The sequence below is a fragment of the Longimicrobiaceae bacterium genome, assembly GCA_036375715.1.
In the GTDB taxonomy this organism is placed as follows: Bacteria; Gemmatimonadota; Gemmatimonadetes; order Longimicrobiales; family Longimicrobiaceae; genus DASVBS01.
In genome coordinates this window covers 37,894-59,088 of sequence record DASVBS010000061.1, presented here as the reverse complement: position 1 = coordinate 59,088, position 21,195 = coordinate 37,894, and the positions used below count along the sequence as shown (strand labels likewise).

The window sequence follows — 21,195 nt, the reverse complement described above, 5'->3', positions numbered from 1 at the left end:
TCATTCGGGGGCGGAGATGAAGGTCAGCCGGGTGTCGCCGTAGCTGCGCACGCGGTCGCCCGCTCCCTCCGGGAGATCGTCGTCGCGGCGATGTTCCACCACCAGGAGTCGGGCAAAGGGCCGGGCGCGGAATCGCTCGACCACCGCGGATGCCAGCCCCCGGCCGTATGGCGGGTCAGCGAAGGCGAGATCGAAGGCCAGCTCCCCGAGCCCGTCGAGGTAGCGGAGTGCGTCGACCGCGTGAACCGTCGCGCGCGGACCCGCCCCGAGCGCTTCGATGTTGGCCCGAAGCACCTTCAGTGCCGCGGGCGCCCGCTCGACGAAGGTGGCCTCGCGCGCCCCTCGCGACAGCGCCTCCAGCCCCAGCGCCCCGGAGCCGGCGAAGAGATCGAGCACCGACGCACCGGGAAGCTCCGGCGCGACGGCGCTCATCCAGGCCTCGCGCACTCGATCGGCGGTGGGACGGGTATCGCGGCCCGGTGGCGCCGCGATGATGCGCCCTCCCCAGCTCCCGGCAATGATCCTCACTGCGCCGGCCGCAGGTCGAGCAGCTTTGCCTGCAGCTCGGTGCGACCGTTCCAGTGGTTCTCGTCCAGCTTGAACGCCACGTCGATCCGGCGAGCCGCGTTGTTCACCTCGGCGAGCCGCTCCGCCATTCCGTAACCGATCGCCTCCAGGCGTGCGCCGTCCATCGCCAGCGTCATGCGCAGGTGCCGCCTGCCGACCACCCGTGGCGTGCCCGCCAGACGGATGCCCCGGGCGGCGAACACCGGGGTAGGGTTACCCACTCCGAAGGGCGCCGCGTGCTTCAGCAACCGGTAGAGACCATGATCGATCTCGGCCAGGGAGACCTCCAGATCGATACGAACCTCGGGGATGAGCTGCTCTTCGCTCAGACGCGCCCGCGCCTCCGCATCGAACGCGGCGCGGAAGGCATCCACCCGATCGCGGGTGAGCGAACAGCCGGCGGCAGCGCGATGCCCACCGAAGCGGGTGAGGTGGTGCGCGCAGGCCCGCATCGCCTCGTAGAGGTGGAACCCCGGGATGGAGCGCGCGCTTCCCCTTCCCTCCTCGCCGTTGAGCGCGATCAGCACCGTGGGCCGGTGCACCTCCTCCACCACCCGCGAGGCCACGATTCCGATCACTCCCGGGTGCCAGCGCTCCGACGCGAGCACCAGCCCCCGGTCCCGCGCGGGGTCGTACGCCCGCTCCAGCATCGCCATCGCCTCGCGCAGGGTCTCGGCGTCGACTTCGCGCCGCCACCGATTCTCCTCCTCCAGCGTGGCCGCGATGCGGCGCGCCTCGTGGGGATCGTCGGTCAGCAGTAGCTGGACACCCCGCAGCGCTTCTCCCATCCGGCCGACCGCGTTGATGCGGGGCGCGAGCACGTAACCCACCTGTCCGGCCGAGATCGGGCCCCGTCCCGCGAGCCCGGTGGTGACCAGGAGGGCCCGCAGTCCAGGGTTCGGCGTGTCGGGAAGGATGCTGAGCCCCCAGCGCACAAGCGCCCGGTTCTCCATAGTGAGCGGCGCCAGATCCGCGATCGTGGCGATGGCCACGAGGTCGAGGAAACAGACGAGCCGCTCCACCGGAAAACCCAGCTCCGCGGCCAGGGCGCAGCAGACCTTGTAGGCGACCCCTGCGCCGGCGAGCCCCTTGTCCGGATAGCTACAATCCGGCCGGTTCGGGTTCACCACCGCGATCGCGTCGGGCAGGGTGGGGCCCGGTGTATGGTGATCGGTGACCACCACGTCGATCCCGGAGCGCGCCGCCAACTCGATCGCCTGATGGGCCACGATGCCGCAGTCGCCGGTAAGGATCAGCCCCGCCCCTACCGCCTGCGCGGCGCCCACCCCCGCGTGGGTCAGGTCGTAGCCGTCGTTGAGCCGGTGCGGGACGAACGCCTCCGCCCGCCCGCCCATCATCCGCAGCGCGCGCACGTACACCGCCGTCGCGCAGATTCCGTCCACGTCGTAGTCGCCGTGGACGAGGATCGTCTCGCCGGACCGTACCGCGCGGGCCAGCCGCGCCACCGCGTCCCCCATGCCCGCCAGCAGCGTGGGGTCGTGGATGTGGTGTAGCCGCGGCCGGAGGTATTCGCGCGCCGCTTCCACGTCGTGGATGCCGCGCGCGGCCAGCACGCGGCAGAGCACCGGGGGCAACGACAGGTTGCGGGAGAGCGATTCGACCGCCTCGAGAGGGGGCGCCGGGGCGATCACCCAGCGTCGATCGAGCGGCCGCGAAACGCGGCGGGCTACGTGAATCTGCATGGCGCGGAAGCTAAGCCGGGGCGGCGGAAGATCAAGCGGCCGTGCCGGCGCGGCCGGAGTGGTGATCGCCCGGTCACGCGAAGGGCGGTGCCGGGTTGGACGAGGTAACGGAGGCATCGGGTACGAAGCCGCGGCAGCTCAGAACTGGCAGGCGGGGATAGCGCGGAAACTCCGGCCGGGTGCGGGAGAGCTCGCACAGGTAGAACCGGCTCCCGGTACGTGTCTCCACCACCCTTACGTTCGCGCATCTTCCACACAGCCCCGGCTCGACCGTCATCCCCGACCCGTCCTCTCTTCCGGGAGCGCGGCCCGCAGCATACCGCTCTTCCGTGCCTCCGTGAGCTCCTGCTCACGGATCTTCTGCCGCACCTCGATCTGCTCCAGCAGCAGGCGCATCTGGTCCTCCCCCGTGGCCATGCTGACCTCCCTCTGGATCTCCGCCAGCCGCTTTTCGTACGATCGCAGCAGGATCTTGCGGATGCTGGCCGAATAGAATTCGTCCGACGGCGTCAGCGACGCGGCTTCGGGATCTCCCCGTAGCTCCTCCACCAGCGGGATCAGCTCGGGAGGCAACGCCTCGATCCAGCTCCCCTCCGGATCGCGATGATGAGGCAGATGAAGGAGCTCGCTGTAGATCTCCCGATAGCGAGGGTCGCTGAAGTCCTCGGGGCTCAGGTCGCGCGCCGCGCGCTCCAGCAGGCTCTCGTCCCGCAGCAGGAGCAGCAGGACGATCCGCTCGGAGTTAGTGTCCGTAGCGGGAAGCCGGATCGGAACGTCCTCGCGTCGGCGCTGCTGCGCGAGCTCATACCTCCGGCGCGTCTCCGCCCGAATTGCCTCGCGCTCCTCCGCCTGCGCCACCTCCCGCTCGATCGTCTCCCGGGGCACCCCGGCACGCTCGGCGATGCGGGTGATGTAGACGCCCCGGAGCACCTCGTCGGCGGCCGCGCGGACGGTGGGAAGCAGCGCATCGACCGCCCGCCGCACCCCGGCGATGGAGCGAAAGAGGTCGCGGCGCTCGAGGATCTGGATTTTGCGCTCGAGAACGTCGACCGCGTCGCGCAGGTAGCCCTGCAGCGCCTTCACGCCCTGGCCGCGGACCAGCGAGTCGGGGTCTTCGCCCTCGGGAAGGGTCGCGACCAGGACCTCCACGCCCGCGCGCAGCAGCTCGTCGCCCGCGCGGAAGGTCGCCTTGAGGCCGGCGGTGTCGCTGTCGTACAGGAGCGTGACCCGTTTGCTGTACCGCGCCAGGAGCTGCGCCTGGTGGGGGGTCATCGCGGTTCCCAGTGGCGCCACGACGTTCTCCACGCCCCGGGCCGCCAGGCTCACGTAATCCATGTAGCCTTCGACCACCAATGCGTTCTCCGCGCGGCGGATCGCGCCCCGACTCCACGACAGGCCGTACAGCAGCTCGCCCTTGTGGTAGATGGGAGATTCAGGGGAGTTGAGGTACTTGGGAATGTGCTCCTCCACCTGCCCGATCACCCTCCCCCCGAATCCCACCACCCGACCGCCCAGGTCTTCGATCGGGAAGATCAACCGACCGCGGAAGGCGTCGTAGGGATCGCGCCCGCTCGCGGGGGACTTCGCGAGCCCCACCGCCAGCAACACGTCGCTCGCAATTCCTTGCCGACGCGCGGCTTCGCTGAGCGCGTTCCAGCTCTCGGGCGCCCATCCGAGGCCGAAGCGCTCTACCGCCGCCTCGTCGATCCCCCGGCCTTCCAGGTAGGCCCGCGCCCGCTCTCCCGCCGGTTCCCGCAGCTGCCGCTGGAACCACTCGGCCGCAAACGCATTGGCCTCGTACAGGGGGGCGTTCGGATCTTCCCGCGGCTCTCCAGGTTCATCCTCGGGGATCTCGATGCCGGCGCGCTCCGCCACGAAGCGCACGGCTTCGAGGAAACCCAGGCCGAGCATCTTCATGGGGAACGAGAAGACGTCCCCGCTCTCGCCGCAGGTGAAGCACTTGAAGACGTTGCGACTGGGATCGACGGAGAAGTTCGGCCCTTCTCCGCCGTGGAGGGGGCACGGTCCGCGGAAGGTCCGTCCGGAGCGCTTCAGCGTGGTGTGCTCGCTGACGATCTCCACCAGGTCGGCACGCTGTCGGACCTCTTCCAGGAGGGCGTCGGAGATCGGCATCACTCGAACTCCGCCACGGTCACCCCGGTTCCTCCTTCGAAGCGATCCCCGGGCCGGAAGCGCACGACCCGTGGATCGGCACGGAGCAGCTCCTGCACGCGCGCCCGCAGCGCCCCCATTCCCTTGCCGTGGATCACCCGGAAGGAAGGCAGGCCGGACATCAGCGCGGCGTCGAGCGCGCGGCCGAGGGCCAGCTCGAGCTCGTCCACCCGCAATCCACGCAGGTCCACCTCCGCGCTCGCCTCGCTAGTCATGTCGATGTAGCCCCCGCCGGCCGGGCTCCGACGGGCCTTCTCGGCGACCTGCTGATCCCCCGGCGGCAGCGGAGACAGGTCCTCGCGCGGGAGCAGCATGCGCAGCCCGCCGGTCTCGACCATCGCCTTGCCGTCTCGCAGCTCCACCACGGTGCCCACCTTCCCCAGTGAGAGGATGCGGACGCGCAGTCCGATCTCGAGCGGTCCGGTGGCCGTGCTCTCCGCCTCCGGCGCCCGCTTGCGCGGTCGCTCCCGCGGCACCCGTTCCCTCTGCGCCCGGGCGGCCTCCTCCACCCGGCGACGCGCGGCACGCGCCGCCTCCTCCAGCTTCGCCTCGTCCGCGGCGGCACGCACCTCGGCGATTGCCTGCTCCACCTCGCGCCGGGCGTGCAACAGGAGATCGCGCGCCTGCTGCCGGGCTCTCCGCTCGGCGTCCTTCTCCCTCTCGCGCAGCTGGCGCTCGCGTTGCTCCAGCGCCTCGCCGCGCGCGCGCACCTCCGCCAGCTCCCGCTCCAGCCGCGCCGCGGCTTCTTCCGCCCTCTGTTCCTTGGCTTCGAGCTCCAGCAGCAGGCGGGCGACGTCGCGCTCACCCCGGGGAAGCGCCGCCTCTGCCTCCTCCAGGATCTGCGCGGGCATGCCGAGTCTGCGCGCGATCGCCAGGCCGTAGGATCGCCCCGGGACCCCCTTGAGCAGGCGATAGGTCGGCTCCAGGCGCTCGGCGTCGAATTGCAGCGAGGCGTTCACCACACGCTCGTCCTCGGTGGCGATCAGCTTCAGGTCGCCCAGGTGCGTGGTCGCCACCGTGAAGGCCCCCCTGCGGGTGAGCGTCTGCAGAATCGCGCGGGCCAGCGCCGCGCCTTCGACGGGGTCAGTGCCGCTCCCGATCTCGTCGATCAGGACCAGCGAATCCGCGTCGGCGTCCTGAATGGTCTCACGCAGGTTCTTGAGATGTGCGGAGAAGGTCGAGAGCGAGGCCTCGATGGATTGCTCGTCGCCGATGTCGGCGTAGACCGAGCGGAAGATCGGCAGGCGCGTACCGGCGGATACCGGCGGGATCACGCCGCTCTGCGCCAGCAGTGAGATAAGGCCGATCGCCTTCAACAGAACGGTCTTACCGCCGGTGTTCGGCCCCGATATGACCAGCGTCCGCTCGGAGGGATCCATGCGCAGGTCGAAGGGGACTACCTCGCTGGAGCGGGCAAGCAGAAGGGGATGCCGCCCGTTCACCACTTCGTACGGCGCCGGCCGGTCCGCCTCCATCTGCGGAGCGACACCGACGACGCTGGCGGCGTAGCGGGCCCTCGCCAGCACCGTATCGAGGCGCACGAGCGCGCTCAGGCTCGCACTCAACGCCTCCTGGTGTGGACGCAGCGACGCCGTGAGCTCGCGCAGGATGCGGCGGACCTCCCGGGCCGCCTCGGCCTCCATCTCGCGGAGCTCGTTCATCATCTCGATCGCCGCCGGCGGCTCGACGAAGAGGGTCGCCCCGGTACCCGATTCGTCGTGTACGATGCCGCCCACCTCCGCACGCCCCTCGCGCCGGATGGCGATCACGTAGCGCCCCTCACGAATCGTCACCGCGGTATCCGGGACCCGGTACGCCTCCGGCAGCGAGGCGACATAGGCGTTCAGCCGCGCCACGATGCGAGCGCGGGCACCCCCGATCGCGCGGCGCAGCCGTGCCAGCTCGGGAGAGGCGTCGTCCTTGACTTCGCCGTTCTCGTCGATCGCCCGATCGATTGCGGCGACCACCGAGGGAAGGTCGGCCAGCGGCTCCGCCTCGGCCGCCAGACGGGGGAGCTGCTCGCGTTGCCCCAGCAGGCTCCGGCGAACGGTGTGGCTGGAAGAGAGAAGAACGGAGGCCGCGCGGAGCTCCTCGCCCTCCAGCACCGAGCCATCCACACGCAGGCGACGGATCGCGTCGTGCAGGTCGGGGATGGCGGGAAGGCCCCAGCCATCGTCGCGCCGGAGCAGCCCCGACATCTCGGTCACCAAAGCCAACTCGTCGGCGATCCACCCGGGATCGGTCGAGGGAGACAGCCCCTCCACGGCGGCGCGGCCGAGAGCGGAGGAGGCCATCCGCCCGACGATCGACAGCGCTTCCCGGTATCCCAGTACTTCCAGTGCGTGCGAGTTCATTCCCACCTGCTGATTGGCCACGCGGACTCTGCCGCCCCTGCCCGCTGTCGGCGATGGCCGTGCCGACATGTTCGGATACGCGAGCGTGCGAATCCTCCGCCCGGGTTCGGCAGTCAATATACTACCCCGGCATACTACCCCGGCACGCCGGCTTCTCCCCTTGACGGCGAAAGGACGGAAGCGCAGCCTTCCAACAACGAGATATCCGAAGAACCCTGGCTCCAGCGGATGTACACACCCGTCGTCGAGGACTATCTCAAGGCGATCTGGACGCTGCAGCAGACCGAAGCTCCGGTCTCCACTTCGCGGATCGCCGAGCGCCTCGGGCTCTCCGCGGCGGCCGTCACCGCCATGGTGAAGCGGTTGGCGGAAAACGGCTTGCTCCGCCACGAGCCATATTACGGCGTGCGGCTGACACCCGCAGGCGAGCTGGCGAGCCTGCGAATCATCCGCCGGCACCGGGTGCTGGAGCTGTTCTTGACGGAAAAGCTCGGCTACGAGTGGGACCGCGTGCACGACGAGGCGGAGCGCCTCGAGCACGCTGCCAGCGATGAGCTGATCGAGCGCCTGGCCCGGTTGCTGGGCGAGCCGGAACGTGACCCTCACGGCTCGGCCATCCCTACGGCCCAGGGAGAGCTCGCCCAGGACGAATACCCCACCCTCGCGGACCTGGCCGCCGGGGATACGGTGCGCATCGTCGAGGTCCGCGTCCATGAGCCGGAGCAGCTTCGCTACCTCGGCTCGCTCGACCTCTACCCGGGGGCGCGGGTGCAGGTCATCGAAGCTGCGCCTTTCGACGGCCCCATCTCCCTGCAGGTGAACGGAGCTCCGCGTGTGCTCTCACGCATGCTCGCGCGCCAGCTCTCGGTCGCCAGCGAAGAGCCGGGAGCGTCCGGATCGGACGCCAACTGAAGCGAACACCGATTGGCAGACCTCTTGCGCCTGGCCGAAGGCGGGCGTGTGCACCTCGAATGGAACAACGATGAGCGTCTGGAAAGCGTTACTCGCGGGGGCCGCGGTGGGGGTCATCCTCATCGCGTTCAGGGATTCGGCACGGGGGGGATGGTTGATGCCCGCTGGCTTCCCACGCCCTTTTGAAGCTCCTGAAGAGGAGGATCTCGAGGAAGAGCCGGTGCTGGGCTACGACGGGATGGACCAGGAAACCCTTCTCGACTGGCTAGAGGACGCCGACCTCGACCGGGAGACGCTGCTCCGCACCCGCTGGTACGAGCAGCGTCACCAGGCCCGCGAGCTGGTCCTCGATGCGCTGGATTCGCGCTTGTGAGAGCTGACGGCCGACGTCAGTCGGCCGTCGTTCCCAGCTCCTCTCTCGCGATGCGGTTCAGCTCCTTCCCCTCGAAGCGTCCCTTCACGCGCGGCATCACCGACTTCATCACAGAGCCGAGGTCGGCCGCGCCGGCGGCAATCGCTTCGCGCACGTAGCCGCGCACCTCGGCCTCGTCGAGTTGCGGAGGAAGGTATGCGCGCAGAATCTCCGCCTCCTCCTCCTCGCGCGCTGCCAGCTCCTCCCTTCCCCCCTGTCGCATCTGCTCCGCGGCCTCGCGCCTCCGCTTGATGGCGGACGCGAGCAGACGTTCGACCTCGGCATCGTCCGCCTCCTTCCCCAGCTCGATCTCGCGGTTGCGGATTTCGGAGAGGAAGGTGGTCAGTACCAGCGTGCGTAGCTTCTCGCGCGCTCGACGCGAGGCGTTGAGGTCCTCGCGGAGGCGCTCTTTCAGTGACTCGTTCGCCATGTCGGCCCGTGATGGAAAGGATCCCCCCAGGGATCCTGGTCCTCCCGCAATCACGAAGCGCGCGGCGGAAGCAACCGCCGCGCGCTTCGCTCACCGGTGGATCGATACCACCTACTCCGCGGGCTCGTTCCCCTCGGACACCGAATTTCGTCCGTGCGGCTTGGCAGGTACGTCCGCCTGCTCGAGCGCCAGGTGCTCCCCCGGCTTGGGCGCCTCGCCCACCCGCGAGCTCGAATTCAGAGCCTGCTGTGGCGCATCCAGCGTCACCGGCGCGTGCTTGCCATGCGGATCCTGGGGGGCGACCTCGTCTTCAGCGAAGCGTTGCCGCCAGGGCTGGTCCCCCTCGCCCGTTGCGGAAGATGTCAGATCCTCGTCCTCGCGCTGCTCGCGGTCGGCGCGGTTGAGCGCGTTCAGCGCGATGTCGCGGGATTCATCGGGACGAGCCGGTTCGGTTTCCAGACCCTGTCGCCGAACCCCCATACCTCCGACCCGCGCGATGCCGTGCTGAATGGAGGTCTGTGAATCGTCCTCGACTCGCCTGCGCCGCCTCTCCTCCTCTTCCTCGACGTCCATGCGGTTGACTACCGTCCGCACCCCGGAGACCCGGCTGGCCAGGCGCACCGCGGCCTCTGCCTCCTCCTCCGTCCACACGGAGCCCGAGAGCTCCACGATCCCCGGGCTGATTGCCCCCACGTCGATCCCGCGCTCGCTCAGGACCGGGTCGGCGAAAAAGGCCTCGAGAACCCGATCCTCCAGGGCGGCCAGCTCGCGCTGCTCCGGGCCGCGCCGCCGCAAACGGGCAGGGCGAAACCGGCCCGCCACCGCCCGCGCTCTCTCCCGGAGACCCCGTCCGATGTCGCCGGACCGCTGCGGAGTCGGAAGACTGCGCACGAGCAGGAGGCCGAGCGCGAGCCCCCCGGCTGCACCCAGCGCGAAGGTCAACGCGTCGCGTCCATAGTCCGGCTCGGGCTCATGAAACAACCGCATCTGGTCCTCTGGCGACGCTGGTAAAAAAGACACCCCCGACAACCCATTCTCCGGCTGTCGAGGGTGCAATTCGCGTTCCAGGGTCGGCCTTGTCAGTCGTCGGTTTCGGTGTCTCCCGGACCGTCGCCCCCGGCGTTTTCACCGATCGCGGCGTTGTGCTCTTCCAGCGCCCTGCGCCGCTCCCGCTCGGCCTCCTGGCGGTCGATTTCCTCCTTCTGACGCCGCTCCTCCCGCGCCTGCTCGATGTCCTGGTTCGTGCCGGTGGCGGACGGTACGGGCACCAGCGCGCGAGGAATGGTAATCGGCCCGAGGTGAATGCCTTCCTCCGACACGCCCCAACGCTTACCGGAGCCATCCTTTACCGTCCAGTCGGTCTTCGGACCGCTGCGACCGTAGAGGCTGTCGTTCAGCGCCTCGATGCGCCGCTGGAGGTGCTCCTGGTACTGCTGTGCCTTCGACGGCCCTGCCTCGCGGAGCCGCGCCAGCTCGGGATCGGCGTACAGGCGGGCGTCACTGAAGCCGGGACGCAGCCGTTCCGCCACGCTGCCACGGCCGGTTGCCCCCGGCGCACCGCCCGGAGCGACGGGAATTCCACCCTCTTCGCCGGTCTCGGGCGCACCCTCCGCGCCGGTCCCGGGGGCCGGTGCCCCGTCGCCGGTAGGCGCAGCGGGGAACGAGACCGCTCCAATTTCGGCCTCTTCCTCCGGCTCGGTCGTCTGCCCCGTCTCCGTAGCTTGCTCCTCCGGCGCCTGGGGGAACTCCGAGGGCGGGATCAGATCGATGAACTGGATGGTCTCCTCCGCCGGCGCGCGGACGGGCGTCGGCCGCGGGCCGAACCACGAGAACAGCAGCAGAGCGATCAGCGCGAAGAAGTGGACCGCTAACGAGATCCACAGCCCCGCGGCGAGCTCCGGGCGAAAGCTGTCGCGAGAAGCCCGGCGGACGGCCGACCATACTGGCATGCCCGGCTCCACTCGGGCGGAGTCGTCCTGCTCGATGTCGTGGGGGGGCGGTGCCAGGCCGATGGGGGTCATACCACGGTTCTACTCGACCAGGATACCGGGGTTCCGTGACCACAGGACCGCTGTCGGACGCTGCGACAGCGATCCGACGACGCTATGGACGATGCGAAGCGCCGCCAGTGGCGAGAGCGCGCGAGATGCGTTCCACTGCCTCGCGTAAGCGTTCCTCGCTGAGGGTGAGAGCGATGCGGAAGAAGCCCTCACCCCCCTGGCCCAGGGCCGCACCGGGAAGCACGGCGACCGCCTCCTCGCGAAGGAGTCGTCGGGCGAAATCTCCGGACGGTTCCCCGCCGGGGACGGCAACCCAGAGGTACATGGTGGCGACGGGTACCTCGATGTCCAGGCCGGCTCGCCGCAGCGCCTCGACCGCCACGTCCCGCCGCCGCCGAAAGACCTCGAGGTTCCCGGGTAGCCACGCGGCTCGCGACTTCAGAGCTGCCACCGCCGCGTGCTGTATCGTGTACGGCAGCCCTGTATCGGCGTAGGTCTTGATGCGCGTCAACGCGGCGATCCATCGCTCCGCGCCCGCCGCCCATCCCACCCGCCAACCTGTCATGTTGTAGGTCTTGGACAGCGAGTGGAATTCGACCGCAATCTCGCGGGCCCCCTCCACCTCCAGGATCGACGGCGGCACGTACCCGTCGAAGGCGACCTCCGAGTAGGCGTTGTCGTACGCCAGCAGGATGTCGTGTTCGTGGCAGAAGGCGACGACGTCGTGCAGGTACTCGCGCGGGGCGATCGCCGTAGTCGGGTTGTTCGGATAGTTCAGGTAGAGGAGCTTCGCCCGGCGCGCGATCTCCGACGGAATCTCCTCGAGCGGAATCAGGAACCCGTGCTCCGGCCGCAGGGGCACGAGGTGCGGCACCCCACCGGCGAGCACGGTGCCCCCGACGTACGCCTGGTACCCCGGGTCGGGGATGATCGCCACGTCACCAGCGTCCAGGAGCGCAAAGGGGAGGTGAAAGATCCCCTCTTTCGATCCAATGAGGGGGACCAGCTCGCGGACGGGATCGATCTCGACCCCGAAGCGCGACCGCATGAACGCGGTGATCTCCTCCCGGAATGCGGTCAGTCCGAGCTGAAAGGAATACCGCGAGTTGGCGGGGTCCTCCACCGCGCGCTGCAGCGCCTCGACTGCGGCCGGCGGAGGCGGAAGGTCGGCGTCTCCCACACCCAGATCGATCAGGTCCGCGCCGCGGGCTCGCATCTCCCGCTTGATCGCGGGGAGATCGGCCATCGGGTACGGCGGAAGACGCTCGAATCTGCTGGCGGAAGACGGCACGTTGCGACCGTTCTGGTTCAGGGGGTGCGCGTCGCCGGCGACGGCTCCAATGCCTCGTCCATCAGGACCAGGCGGACGGCGAGCAGAATTCCCCCTACCGTGATGGCCGCGTCGGCGAGGTTGAAGACGAAGGGAAAGTAGCGAACCAGCATGAAATCGGTAACCGAGCCGTTGAGCAGCCGGTCGCCAAGATTCCCCAGCGCACCCGCGAGCACGACGGTCGCCGCTGCCCGGATGATCATATCCCCACTGGACAGCACCAGGCGGGCGAACACCACGACACCCACCAGACTCAGGCCCACCAGGATCGGGAGACGCCAGCCCTCCGGCAGGTCGGCGAAGATGCTGAAGGCCACCCCCGGGTTCCGGCGGTGCACCACGTAGAGCCAGCCCTCCACCAGCGAACGGCTCTCGCCCAGCGCGAGTTGCCGGGTGACCCAGATCTTGCTCAGCCAGTCCGCCGCGACCAGCGCGACGACCGTTGCGGCGAGGAGGCGGTCTCTACCACGGCTCATCGTGCGCGCACCGGGTTCGAGAGAATACCGATTCCGGGGATCTCGACCTCCACCGTGTCCCCGGGTTCCAGCGGCCCCACGCCCGCGGGCGTGCCGGTGGCGATCACGTCGCCCGGCTCGAGCGTCATGATCCCCGAGATGTACTCGATCAGCACCGGGATGGGAAAGGCCATCTGCGAAGCGCGACCGCGCTGGCGCACCTCGCCGTTGACCCGCCCGATTACCTCCAGCGCGGACGGATCCATCCCGTCAGCGGGCGCGGCCGGCCCGATCGGACAGAAGGTGTCGAATCCCTTGGCCCGCGTCCACTGCCCGTCCATGCGCTGCAGGTCGCGTGCGGTTACGTCGTTCAACGGAGCATACTGCCCCACGTAGGCGAGCGCATCCTCCGCTCGCACCCGTGAGCAGCGCCGCCCGATGATCACCGCGATCTCCGCCTCGTGCTCCACCCGGTTGGACTCCGTCGGCAGGAGGATCGTTTCACCGCTGCCGATCACCGCCGACGGCGGCTTGAGAAAGATCAGCGGCCGCTCGGGCATCTCGTTTCCGAGCTCCCGGGCATGCGCCAAATAGTTGCGGCCAACGCAGACGATCTTCACAGAATTTCGATATTCCAATGTTGGGCCTCGAACTGCGAATTACGAATCACGAATTACGAATTACTTTGTTCGTTGCTGGCAGCCATCATTAGCCCCTCTGTCGTCCTGAGCGTAGCGAAGGATCCCTCGCGGGCCTTGGCATCGATCGGGATCCTTCGCTTCGCTCGGATGACGAGCATGTGCAAGTAATTCGTAATTCGTAATTCGTAATTCAAAATCAAGAATTCAAAATTCAAAATTCCGATAGAACGCCTCCATCTCCCCCCTCACCTCCCTCCACGGTCCGACCACCGTGCGCGCGGGGGGGAGGGATTCGAGCAGGTAGGCTCCGTAGGCCTTCTTGACGATGCGCGCGTCCAGGAGGAGCACCACGCCGTAGTCGGAGCGCGAGCGGATGAGTCGGCCGAGGCCCTGCTTCAGGCGGATCGCCGCATGGGGCAGCATATAGCTGGTGAATGCGTTGCCGCCGCGCGCCTCGATCGCCTCGACGCGGGCCGCGGTGATCGGCTCGGAGGGCACCTTGAAGGGGAGGCGGGGGATCACCAGACCCCGCAAGGGGCGTCCCGGCACATCCACTCCCTCCCAGAACGAGCTGGTGCCCAGCAGGATCCCGTTACCCGAATCGACGAAGCGCTGGACGAGCTGGGCCCGTGGCGCCTCCCCCTGCACGAAGAGTGGCCACTCCCGATCGCTCCCTCGCTGACGCAAGCCCCCGGCGGCTTCGCGCAGCGCCCGGTACGAGGTGAACAGCACGAACAGCCCTCCGCCGGTGATCTTCGCGAGCTCGATGGTCGCGCGCACCGTCGCTTCCCCGTGACGCGGATCCACCTCTCCACCGGGAACAGGCAGGTCGGTCGGCACCGCCAGCATCGCCTGGTGCTCGAAATCGAAGGGCGAGGGGAAGATCGCCTCTCGCAGCGGATGCTCCTCCGTCAACCCCAGTCGCTCGCGCAGGAACCCGAAATCACGTCGGGTCGCCAGGGTCGCGGAGGTCATGACGATGGTGGGCAGACGGTCGAAGAGCGCTTCCCGCAGCATACCGGACAGGTCGAGTGGAGCGGCGGCCAGGCTGATGTTCGACTCCCTGCCCCGCGCACCGCGGCGCAGCTCCATCCAGCGTACCATCTCGAGCCCTCCCTCTGCCGGCTTCAGCGTCGATCGCAGCGCGAAGGTGGCGGCATCGAGACGATTCGCCGCCCCCCGCAGCTCGAGCAGCTGAGCCTCCAGGGCGTGGCGCGCCTCCTCGTCCACCACGATGCGCTCGCGCAGGAGATCCATCCCCTGCAAGAGGGTGTGCAGGTGCACCAACAGATTGTCCAGGGCCTCCTTGAGGCCCACTGACCAGACCGGATGCCTGTTGAACCGTTCGTCGATGCGCAGCACCCCGTCACCCTGTTGGCCCAACACTTCCTCGAGGTGGTCGAACACCTGGCCAGCCGCGTTGCGCGCACCCTCCACCGCCGGGAACAGCTTCTCGGCCAGCAGGTCCGCCGCGTCCTGCGCCAGCAGGTCCCACCGGCCGCTGGTGATCGCCTTGGCCAGCGCGGGAAACACTCCGCGGCCGCGGTGCTCCAGCCGGCTAAGCACTCGGAAAAGGCTACGACGGGAGACGAGCGCACCCAGGTGCCGGGTGGCGACGTCCTCCAGGTTGTGCGCCTCGTCCAGGATCAGGCGCCCGTATCGAGGGAGGACAGCGGGCGCGTCGTAATTCCCCTGTGCTTGCCGGACCCCGATGTCGGAGAAGAGCAGGTGGTGGTTCACCACCAGAACGTCCGCGGTGGCCGCTTCGCGGCGCGCTCGCTGATAGAAACACTGCTCGAAATGCGGGCAGCGGGTGCGCAAGCAGACGTCCGCCTCGGAGGCAACCTCGTCCCACACCTCAGCCGATGGCCGGAACGGCAGGTCGGACAGCGAGCCGTCCTGCGTCTCCTCCAGCCACTCCATGATCGTCTGCAGCTCCTGCTGCCGATCGTCGGGGAGCAGAGAGGGCGCGCTCTCCCACGCCAGCCGTGCCCGCCGGATCGATATGTAGTTGGAGCGCCCCTTCACCAGGGTGAAGCGGAAGTCCTCCCCCAGGGCGGAACGAAGAAACGGGAGATCCTTGCGGACGAGCTGTTCCTGCAGGTTGATCGTGTTGGTGGAGACGACGGTCCGCTCCTTGTTGAGCAGGCCCCAGCGGATTGCCGGGAGCAGGTAGGCGATCGATTTGCCTGTTCCAGTACCCGCCTCGGCGATCCCGATCCCACCCTCGTTGTACAGCGTGCCCACCAGCCGGCTCAGCTCGCGCTGCTGCGGACGATCCTCGTAGGCCGCGTGCGTGCGGGCGATCGGTCCCTCCGGCGCCAGGTCCCGCTCCAGGCTGTCCAGGTCGATCGGCCGGCGCGCCGGGCCCTCCTCGGGCGGGGCGAGCACGACGTACAGACTGCTCGCCTCGTTGTTAGTGATCGCAAAGCCGAGCCCCATCTCCCAGAGGCGCTGCGCCACCGCCAGGTCGGCGTGCGAGGGCTCGAGCACCCCGGATGGGTGGTTGTGCACCAGCACGCCACCTGGATCCGGATTTCGCACCGCTGCCAGCACGGCCGTGCTGTTGCCGCGGGCGACCACCCGCGGCTCCAACAGTTCCCCGTCGTCCCCAACGCGCGCGAGAAACGAGACCTCGTTGCCATGGGCGCGCGCGACCTCCCGCCGGATCCGCTCCGCGGCAACCGGGCTCAGGGTGAGCTCACGGTCGGCGATCAGCGCCGCGGAGTTCGTGCTCATCCGATCGCTCGGGCCGGCTCCGCCTCGGCGAGCGCCTCGCGCAGCGCCTCCTCGTGCGGCGGGTCGAGCATCGCCTGAAAGATGTAGCCGACCCGCACAGGCTCGCTGGGGTCTTCTGGGCAGAGAAAGCGCGCGGCGAAGATCCCCCGCTCCGTGGGGGCGGGATGGCCATAGAGAATCTCCACGAGCCAACCTCGCCCGCGTTCGTCCTGAAAAATTGCCTTGTCTACGGTCATCGCTCAGCCGCGCGGGAAGCTCATGTAAGTGAGTCCAATCTAGGCGCTTGAGCTGGAAGGAGCCAGCCGGACGGGTCAGGCATCCGACGCCGAGCCGGAGGCGATCTCCTGCACCAGCTGGTAGGCCTCGTTACGGGGGATGTTCAGCCGCTCGCGTAGCTCTCGCGCCGCGGTGCTGGGCGAGACTCCCGCGGAGAGAAGCGCCCGGGCCAGGGTGCGGGCGGCTTCGGCCTCGCCCGCTGCCGCCTCCGGATCCTCGGCCGCGCCCTCCACGATCACCACGTACTCCCCCCGCGGCTCGATCTCGCGGACGCGCCACAAAGCCTCTCCCAGTGGCGCGCGGAGAAACTCTTCGTGGAGCTTGGTCAGCTCCCGCGCGAGGACCACCTGCCGTTGTTCGCCGGCGTGTACACGCAGGTCCTCGAGGAGCTGAGCAACCCGTTGCGGTGCCTCGTAGAGCACGCTCGTGTACCGGGAGCGGGCGATCTCCCGGAGAAGGGCGTCGCGCGCCCCGCCCCTGCGCGGAAGGAAGCCGTAGAAGGTGAAGCGATCCGCCGAGATGCCCGAGGCCACCAGCGCGGTGAGCAGCGCCGAGGCGCCCGGGACGGGCACCACGTCGAACCCCGCCTCGATCGCGCTGCGCACGAGGCGCGCTCCCGGGTCGGAGAGGAGCGGGGTTCCCGCGTCCGAGACCAGCGCCACGTCCTTCCCCTCCGCGAGCAGCTCGGCCACCAGCCGCGCCCGCGCGGACTCGTTGTGCTCGTGGGCCGAGATCAGCCTCCCCTCGATGCCGAGGTGTCGCAGCAGCATCCCCGTGCGGCGCGTATCCTCCGCCAGAATGACGTCCACCGAACGCAGCACCTCGATGGCGCGCTGCGTGATGTCGCCCAGGTTGCCGATCGGCGTGGAGACGATGTAGAGGGAAGGCACGGAAGGCTATCGGCTATGGGCTATCAGCCCGGCAATCTCGGCCACTCCCTGCACACGGCACGGAATCGGCCCGTAGGGGCGGCCCTTGTGGCGCGCGGGGCGTCACCTCGTCCGCCTGGCCCCGGAAGATACGCAAATGGACCCCCGGGAACATCCCGGGGGCCCATCGCTGCAAGCCCGGCTACCGACAGCCGACAGCCTCGTCTTACAGATGCTGCTGCAGCTTACGCTCCAGCACCGGCCTCGGCACCGCGCCCACGACCGTGTCCACCAGCTTGCCATCCTTGAAGAACAGGATGCTGGGGATGGAGCGCACGTTGAACCGCGAGGCGGTGCGAATGTTGGCGTCCACGTCGAGCTTGCCGACCTTCAGCTTCCCCTCGTAGTCGGAAGCAAGCTGCTCGACAATCGGGGCCACCATCCGGCACGGGCCGCACCAGGCCGCCCAGAAGTCAACCAGCGCCAGCCCTTCCGCGCCCTCGATCTCGGTCGCGAAGTTCTCGTCCGTGATGGTAACCGTCTTGCCGTTCTCCGCCATGTGTCTTCTCCTGTAGATATCTACGGCCCCTGCATACCGACGGGGCTTGAACCTCGAAAGCCGAACCGACTACCTGCACCAAGGGTCCCGATGGAACGCACTCTCGACCACGTTGGCATCGCCGTCGCTTCGCTCGACGAGGCCATCCCTCTCTGGGAAGGCCTGCTCGGCGTTTCATCCTCCGACCGCGAGGTAGTCGACGACCAGTACGTGGAAGTCGTCTTCCTCGGATCAGGGAGCTCGCGCGTCGAGCTCATCACCCCCACACGCCCCAACACCCCGGTGGCGCAGTTCCTCGAGCGACGCGGCCAGGGGATTCACCACCTTGCCTTCCGCGTCCCGGATCTCGAGGCGGCGCTGGAGGACCTTCGCGCCGAGGGCTTCGCCCTTGTCGACGAGAGCCCGCGAAAGGGTTCCCATGGCCGCCGCATCGCCTTCCTTCACCCCCGCTCGCTGAACGGCGTCCTCGTCGAGCTGGTCGAAGCCCCGGAGTAATACCTGCTAGCCCTCAGCGAGTGCCGGTAATCGCCTGGACGTCGATCTGCTCCACGAGCCACCGCTCACCGGGACCGCGCACGACGATCACCGGCACCTCGACCTGCCTCTGTTCCTTCTGTAGCCGGACAGTGAAGCGCTGCGCCGCACCCACCCGACCCGGCACGGTCGCACCGGGGCCCACTACGTAGCCCCCGTTCCGCAGCACCATGGCGAGCGCATACATGCGCTTCTCCACCTCGGAAGGCGGATCACGCTCCAGAATCGGACCCTCGGCGGTGCCGAAGAACCACCCCATCTCCAGGTACTGATCCTCCCCCGCGAGTTGCAGGAAGCGCTCCACCGCGGCCGCCGGCGCAGGTGCCCCGACCCCGCCTGCGGGAGGGCGCAATCCCGAGCTGCACGCGGCCGCCAGCACCAGCGTGAACACGAGCGTCAGTGCCGAGAAGAGTCGCTGCACGTCGTTCACCGAATCCGAAGGCGAGGGGTGGGTGGGGGCCCGCCATATGCCGGGCCGGGGTATGCTAGACCTGTCCCACCCACGGTGTCAACCCGACGCCGGCTCATCCGGCTCCCGCCCCGGCAGGCTCCTCCACCTTTTCGAACGAGAGCTGGTTGGAGCCGTTCACACGATCGATCAGGATCCGGTCGCCGTCGTCGAACTCGCCCTCGAGCACCCGGATCGCGAGCGGGTTCATGATCAGCCGCTGGATCGTTCGCTTCAGCGGTCGCGCCCCGTACGAGACATCGTACCCCTCCTCGGCCAGAAGGCGCTTCGCTTCTGTCGTGATCGTCAGCGAGAGCTTCCGCTCGGCCAGGAGCTTCTCCACGCGCGCCAGTTGCAGCTCCACGATCTCCATCAGGTCTTCCTGACTCAGCGGACGGAAGACGATGATTTCGTCGATGCGGTTCAGGAACTCGGGGCGGAAGGTGCGACGCAGTTCCTGCATCACCGCTGCTTCCACCTCCGCGCGCACGTCCGGATCGTGCATTCTGCCAGCCTGTTCCAGGATGAACGGGCTCCCGGCGTTCGAGGTCATGATGATGACCGTGTTCCGGAAGTTGACCACCCGCCCCTGTGAATCGGTCAGGCGGCCGTCGTCCAGGATCTGCAGCAGGATGTTGAAGACGTCCGGGTGCGCCTTCTCGATCTCGTCGAACAGGATCACCGAGTAGGGGCGTCGACGCACCGCCTCGGTCAGCTGTCCACCTTCTTCATACCCCACATACCCCGGGGGGGCTCCAATGAGCCGCGCGACGGCGTGGCGCTCCATGTACTCCGACATGTCGATGCGGACCATCGCCTCTTCGTCGTCGAAGAGGAACTCCGCGAGTGCACGCGCCGTTTCGGTCTTCCCCACGCCGGTCGGCCCGAGGAAGATGAAGGAGCCGATCGGTCGATTCGGGTCCTGCAGGCCGGCCCGGGAGCGCCGTACCGCGTTGGCGACAGCCTGGGTGGCTTCCGGCTGGCCGATGACGCGTTCCGCCAGGTGCTCGTCGAGTCGGGCGAGCCGCTCCCGATCCGATTGCAGCATGCGCGCGACCGGAATGCCGGTCCAGCGGGCGACCACCTCTGCAATATCGTCGGCGGTCACCTCCTCCTTGAGGTAGCGGCTCTCCCGCTGGAGCTCGCGCAGCCGCTCCTCGCCCTCCGCAATCCGCCGCTGCAGCTCGGGCATCTCACCGTACTGGATCTCGGCGGCTCGGTTCAGGTCGCCGACCCTCGTCGCCTGCTCGACCTCGGTGCGGAGCGCGTCCAGCTTCTCCTTCATCTCGCGGATGCTGCTCAGCGCGTCCTTCTCCGCCTGCCATTGCGCCTTCATGCCGGAGCTGCGCTCCTTCAGCTCGGCCATCTCGGACTCCAGGCGCTGCAGCCGCTCGCGCGTTTCCGGATCGGTCTCCTTCTGGAGCGCCTGCCGCTCGATCTCGAGCTGGGTGATCCGCCGCTCCACCTCGTCGATCTCCTGGGGCATCGAGTCGATCTCGATGCGCATGCGGCTGGCCGCCTCGTCGATCAGGTCGATCGCTTTGTCCGGCAGGAAGCGGTCGCCGATGTAGCGGTCCGACAGGGTCGCCGCGGCGACGATCGCCCCGTCGGTGATCCGCACGCCGTGGTGCACCTCGTAGCGCTCCTTCAGACCGCGCAGGATCGCCACCGTGTCCTCCACGCTGGGCTCTCCCACGAATACCGGCTGGAAGCGGCGCTCGAGCGCGGCGTCCTTCTCGACGTGCTGACGGTACTCGTCCAGGGTGGTGGCGCCCACGACGCGCAGCTCCCCCCGCGCCAGCGCGGGCTTCAGCATGTTCCCCGCGTCAGGCGAGCCCTCCGTCCGGCCCGCGCCGACGATGGTGTGCAGCTCGTCGATGAAGACGATGAACTTGCCTTCCGCGTCGGTGATCTCCTTGAGCACGGCCTTGAGCCGCTCCTCGAACTCACCGCGGTATTTGGCCCCCGCGAGCATCGCCCCGATGTCCAGCGAGATCACCGTCTTGTCGCGCAGCCCCTCAGGGACGTCACCGCTCACGATGCGCTGCGCCAGCCCCTCCACAATGGCCGTCTTCCCCACCCCGGGCTCACCGATCAGCACCGGGTTGTTCTTGGTCCGGCGGGAGAGCACCTGGATCACCCGCCGGATCTCTTCGTCTCGCCCGATGACGGGATCCAGCTTGCCGAGCCGGGCGCGTTCGGTGAGGTCGGTCGAAAAGCGCTGCAGAGCCTGGTACTTGGTCTCCGGGGTCTGGTCCGTGACCCGGTGTGAGCCACGCACCTGCCTCAGCGCCTCGAGCACGGCCTCGCGACTGGCTCCCTGCGCCGCGAGAAGATCCCGGGCGGTCGTGCTCTTCTTTGAGGTCAGGCCGAGCAGGAGGTGCTCGGTGGAGATGTATTCATCCTTGAGATCCCGGGCTTCCTTCTCGGCCTGATCCAGGATCTCGTTGAGCTCGCGGGAGATGGTGGGCTGCGCCGCGCCTCCGCTCTGCCTGGGCAGGCGATCCAGCGCCTGACGTACGGCGTCGCGCAGGCGCGTGACGTTCACGCCCACCTTCTGGATCACCGGGACGACGATGCCCTCCTCCTGCGCGAGAAGGGCGTCGAGCAGGTGCACGTCCTCTACCGCCGGGTTCCCGGCGCGGCGAGCCGAATCAGCCGCTTGCTGAAGGGCTTCTGCCGATTTGACAGTCAGACGATCGAAATTGACCATGATAACTCCTTCCGCGAGTCCCGGAGCGGAGCGATCTCAGGTCTGGAAAGCCGCTCCGGGACTGGATTTTCTCCATCCCGT

General features: G+C 68.5%; 19 protein-coding genes. 3 read left to right on the top strand and 16 right to left on the bottom strand.

The window, feature by feature from the left end; all coding sequences use genetic code 11:
* The 4 genes from rsmD to VF167_12910 all read right to left on the bottom strand — a co-directional run bounded on the left by rsmD (window position 1) and on the right by VF167_12910 (window position 6,796).
* Complete coding sequence (rsmD, locus tag VF167_12925; protein HEX6926316.1) at window positions 1-528, bottom strand: 16S rRNA (guanine(966)-N(2))-methyltransferase RsmD; 528 nt, start codon at window positions 526-528, stop codon at window positions 1-3.
* On the bottom strand, window positions 525-2,270 hold the full coding sequence (gene recJ, locus VF167_12920) for a single-stranded-DNA-specific exonuclease RecJ (protein HEX6926315.1): 1,746 nt from the start codon (window positions 2,268-2,270) through the stop codon (window positions 525-527). The genes rsmD and recJ overlap by 4 nt, the downstream gene beginning before the upstream one ends.
* Before the next feature lie 273 nt (window positions 2,271-2,543).
* On the bottom strand, window positions 2,544-4,403 hold the full coding sequence (gene dnaG, locus VF167_12915; GenBank protein HEX6926314.1) for a DNA primase: 1,860 nt from the start codon (window positions 4,401-4,403) through the stop codon (window positions 2,544-2,546).
* Window positions 4,403-6,796: an endonuclease MutS2 gene (locus VF167_12910; protein HEX6926313.1), complete on the bottom strand. Its 2,394-nt coding sequence runs from the start codon at window positions 6,794-6,796 to the stop codon at window positions 4,403-4,405. Before VF167_12910 ends, dnaG begins: the two co-directional genes overlap by 1 nt.
* A 228-nt stretch (window positions 6,797-7,024) precedes the next feature.
* On the opposite strand from VF167_12910, the gene VF167_12905 reads away from it, so the two are divergent.
* Both VF167_12905 and VF167_12900 read left to right on the top strand, forming a co-directional pair.
* Window positions 7,025-7,708, top strand: coding sequence for a metal-dependent transcriptional regulator (locus VF167_12905; GenBank protein HEX6926312.1), 684 nt, complete (start codon window positions 7,025-7,027; stop codon window positions 7,706-7,708).
* Window positions 7,709-7,778: 70 nt separating this feature from the next.
* Window positions 7,779-8,081: a hypothetical protein gene (locus VF167_12900; GenBank protein HEX6926311.1), complete on the top strand. Its 303-nt coding sequence runs from the start codon at window positions 7,779-7,781 to the stop codon at window positions 8,079-8,081.
* Window positions 8,082-8,097: 16 nt separating this feature from the next.
* On the opposite strand, the gene VF167_12895 is transcribed toward VF167_12900, so the two are convergent.
* From VF167_12895 to trxA, 10 genes are all read right to left on the bottom strand, one after another.
* Window positions 8,098-8,550, bottom strand: a complete 453-nt coding sequence (locus VF167_12895; GenBank protein HEX6926310.1) for a GatB/YqeY domain-containing protein — start codon at window positions 8,548-8,550, stop codon at window positions 8,098-8,100.
* Between the two features lie 111 nt (window positions 8,551-8,661).
* Window positions 8,662-9,537, bottom strand: coding sequence for a BON domain-containing protein (locus VF167_12890; protein ID HEX6926309.1), 876 nt, complete (start codon window positions 9,535-9,537; stop codon window positions 8,662-8,664).
* A 92-nt stretch (window positions 9,538-9,629) separates the two neighbouring features.
* A complete protein-coding gene (locus VF167_12885; GenBank protein ID HEX6926308.1) occupies window positions 9,630-10,571 on the bottom strand; it encodes a hypothetical protein in 942 nt (313 codons plus the stop codon).
* A gap of 82 nt (window positions 10,572-10,653) precedes the next feature.
* Window positions 10,654-11,796: an aminotransferase class I/II-fold pyridoxal phosphate-dependent enzyme gene (locus VF167_12880; protein HEX6926307.1), complete on the bottom strand. Its 1,143-nt coding sequence runs from the start codon at window positions 11,794-11,796 to the stop codon at window positions 10,654-10,656.
* 62 nt (window positions 11,797-11,858) lie between these two features.
* A complete protein-coding gene (lspA, locus tag VF167_12875) occupies window positions 11,859-12,356 on the bottom strand; it encodes a signal peptidase II (GenBank protein HEX6926306.1) in 498 nt (165 codons plus the stop codon).
* Window positions 12,353-12,955 (bottom strand): fumarylacetoacetate hydrolase family protein, encoded by a 603-nt coding sequence (locus VF167_12870; GenBank protein ID HEX6926305.1) that lies wholly within the window; start codon window positions 12,953-12,955, stop codon window positions 12,353-12,355. The genes lspA and VF167_12870 overlap by 4 nt, the downstream gene beginning before the upstream one ends.
* A gap of 225 nt (window positions 12,956-13,180) precedes the next feature.
* Window positions 13,181-15,715: a helicase C-terminal domain-containing protein gene (locus VF167_12865; protein HEX6926304.1), complete on the bottom strand. Its 2,535-nt coding sequence runs from the start codon at window positions 15,713-15,715 to the stop codon at window positions 13,181-13,183.
* Window positions 15,712-15,951: a hypothetical protein gene (locus tag VF167_12860; GenBank protein ID HEX6926303.1), complete on the bottom strand. Its 240-nt coding sequence runs from the start codon at window positions 15,949-15,951 to the stop codon at window positions 15,712-15,714. Before VF167_12860 ends, VF167_12865 begins: the two co-directional genes overlap by 4 nt.
* 75 nt (window positions 15,952-16,026) lie before the next feature.
* Window positions 16,027-16,881 (bottom strand): 16S rRNA (cytidine(1402)-2'-O)-methyltransferase, encoded by an 855-nt coding sequence (gene rsmI / locus VF167_12855; GenBank protein HEX6926302.1) that lies wholly within the window; start codon window positions 16,879-16,881, stop codon window positions 16,027-16,029.
* Window positions 16,882-17,086: 205 nt separating this feature from the next.
* Window positions 17,087-17,419: a thioredoxin gene (gene trxA, locus VF167_12850; protein HEX6926301.1), complete on the bottom strand. Its 333-nt coding sequence runs from the start codon at window positions 17,417-17,419 to the stop codon at window positions 17,087-17,089.
* Window positions 17,420-17,509: 90 nt separating this feature from the next.
* On the opposite strand from trxA, the gene mce reads away from it, so the two are divergent.
* Window positions 17,510-17,914 (top strand): methylmalonyl-CoA epimerase, encoded by a 405-nt coding sequence (mce, locus tag VF167_12845; GenBank protein HEX6926300.1) that lies wholly within the window; start codon window positions 17,510-17,512, stop codon window positions 17,912-17,914.
* Window positions 17,915-17,927: 13 nt separating this feature from the next.
* Here the strand turns inward: mce and VF167_12840 are convergent, their stop codons facing one another.
* Entirely contained in the window at window positions 17,928-18,383 is a 456-nt protein-coding gene (locus tag VF167_12840) for a hypothetical protein (protein ID HEX6926299.1), read from the bottom strand.
* A gap of 94 nt (window positions 18,384-18,477) precedes the next feature.
* Window positions 18,478-21,114: an ATP-dependent chaperone ClpB gene (gene clpB, locus VF167_12835; protein ID HEX6926298.1), complete on the bottom strand. Its 2,637-nt coding sequence runs from the start codon at window positions 21,112-21,114 to the stop codon at window positions 18,478-18,480.
* Window positions 21,115-21,195: the final 81 nt, after the last annotated feature.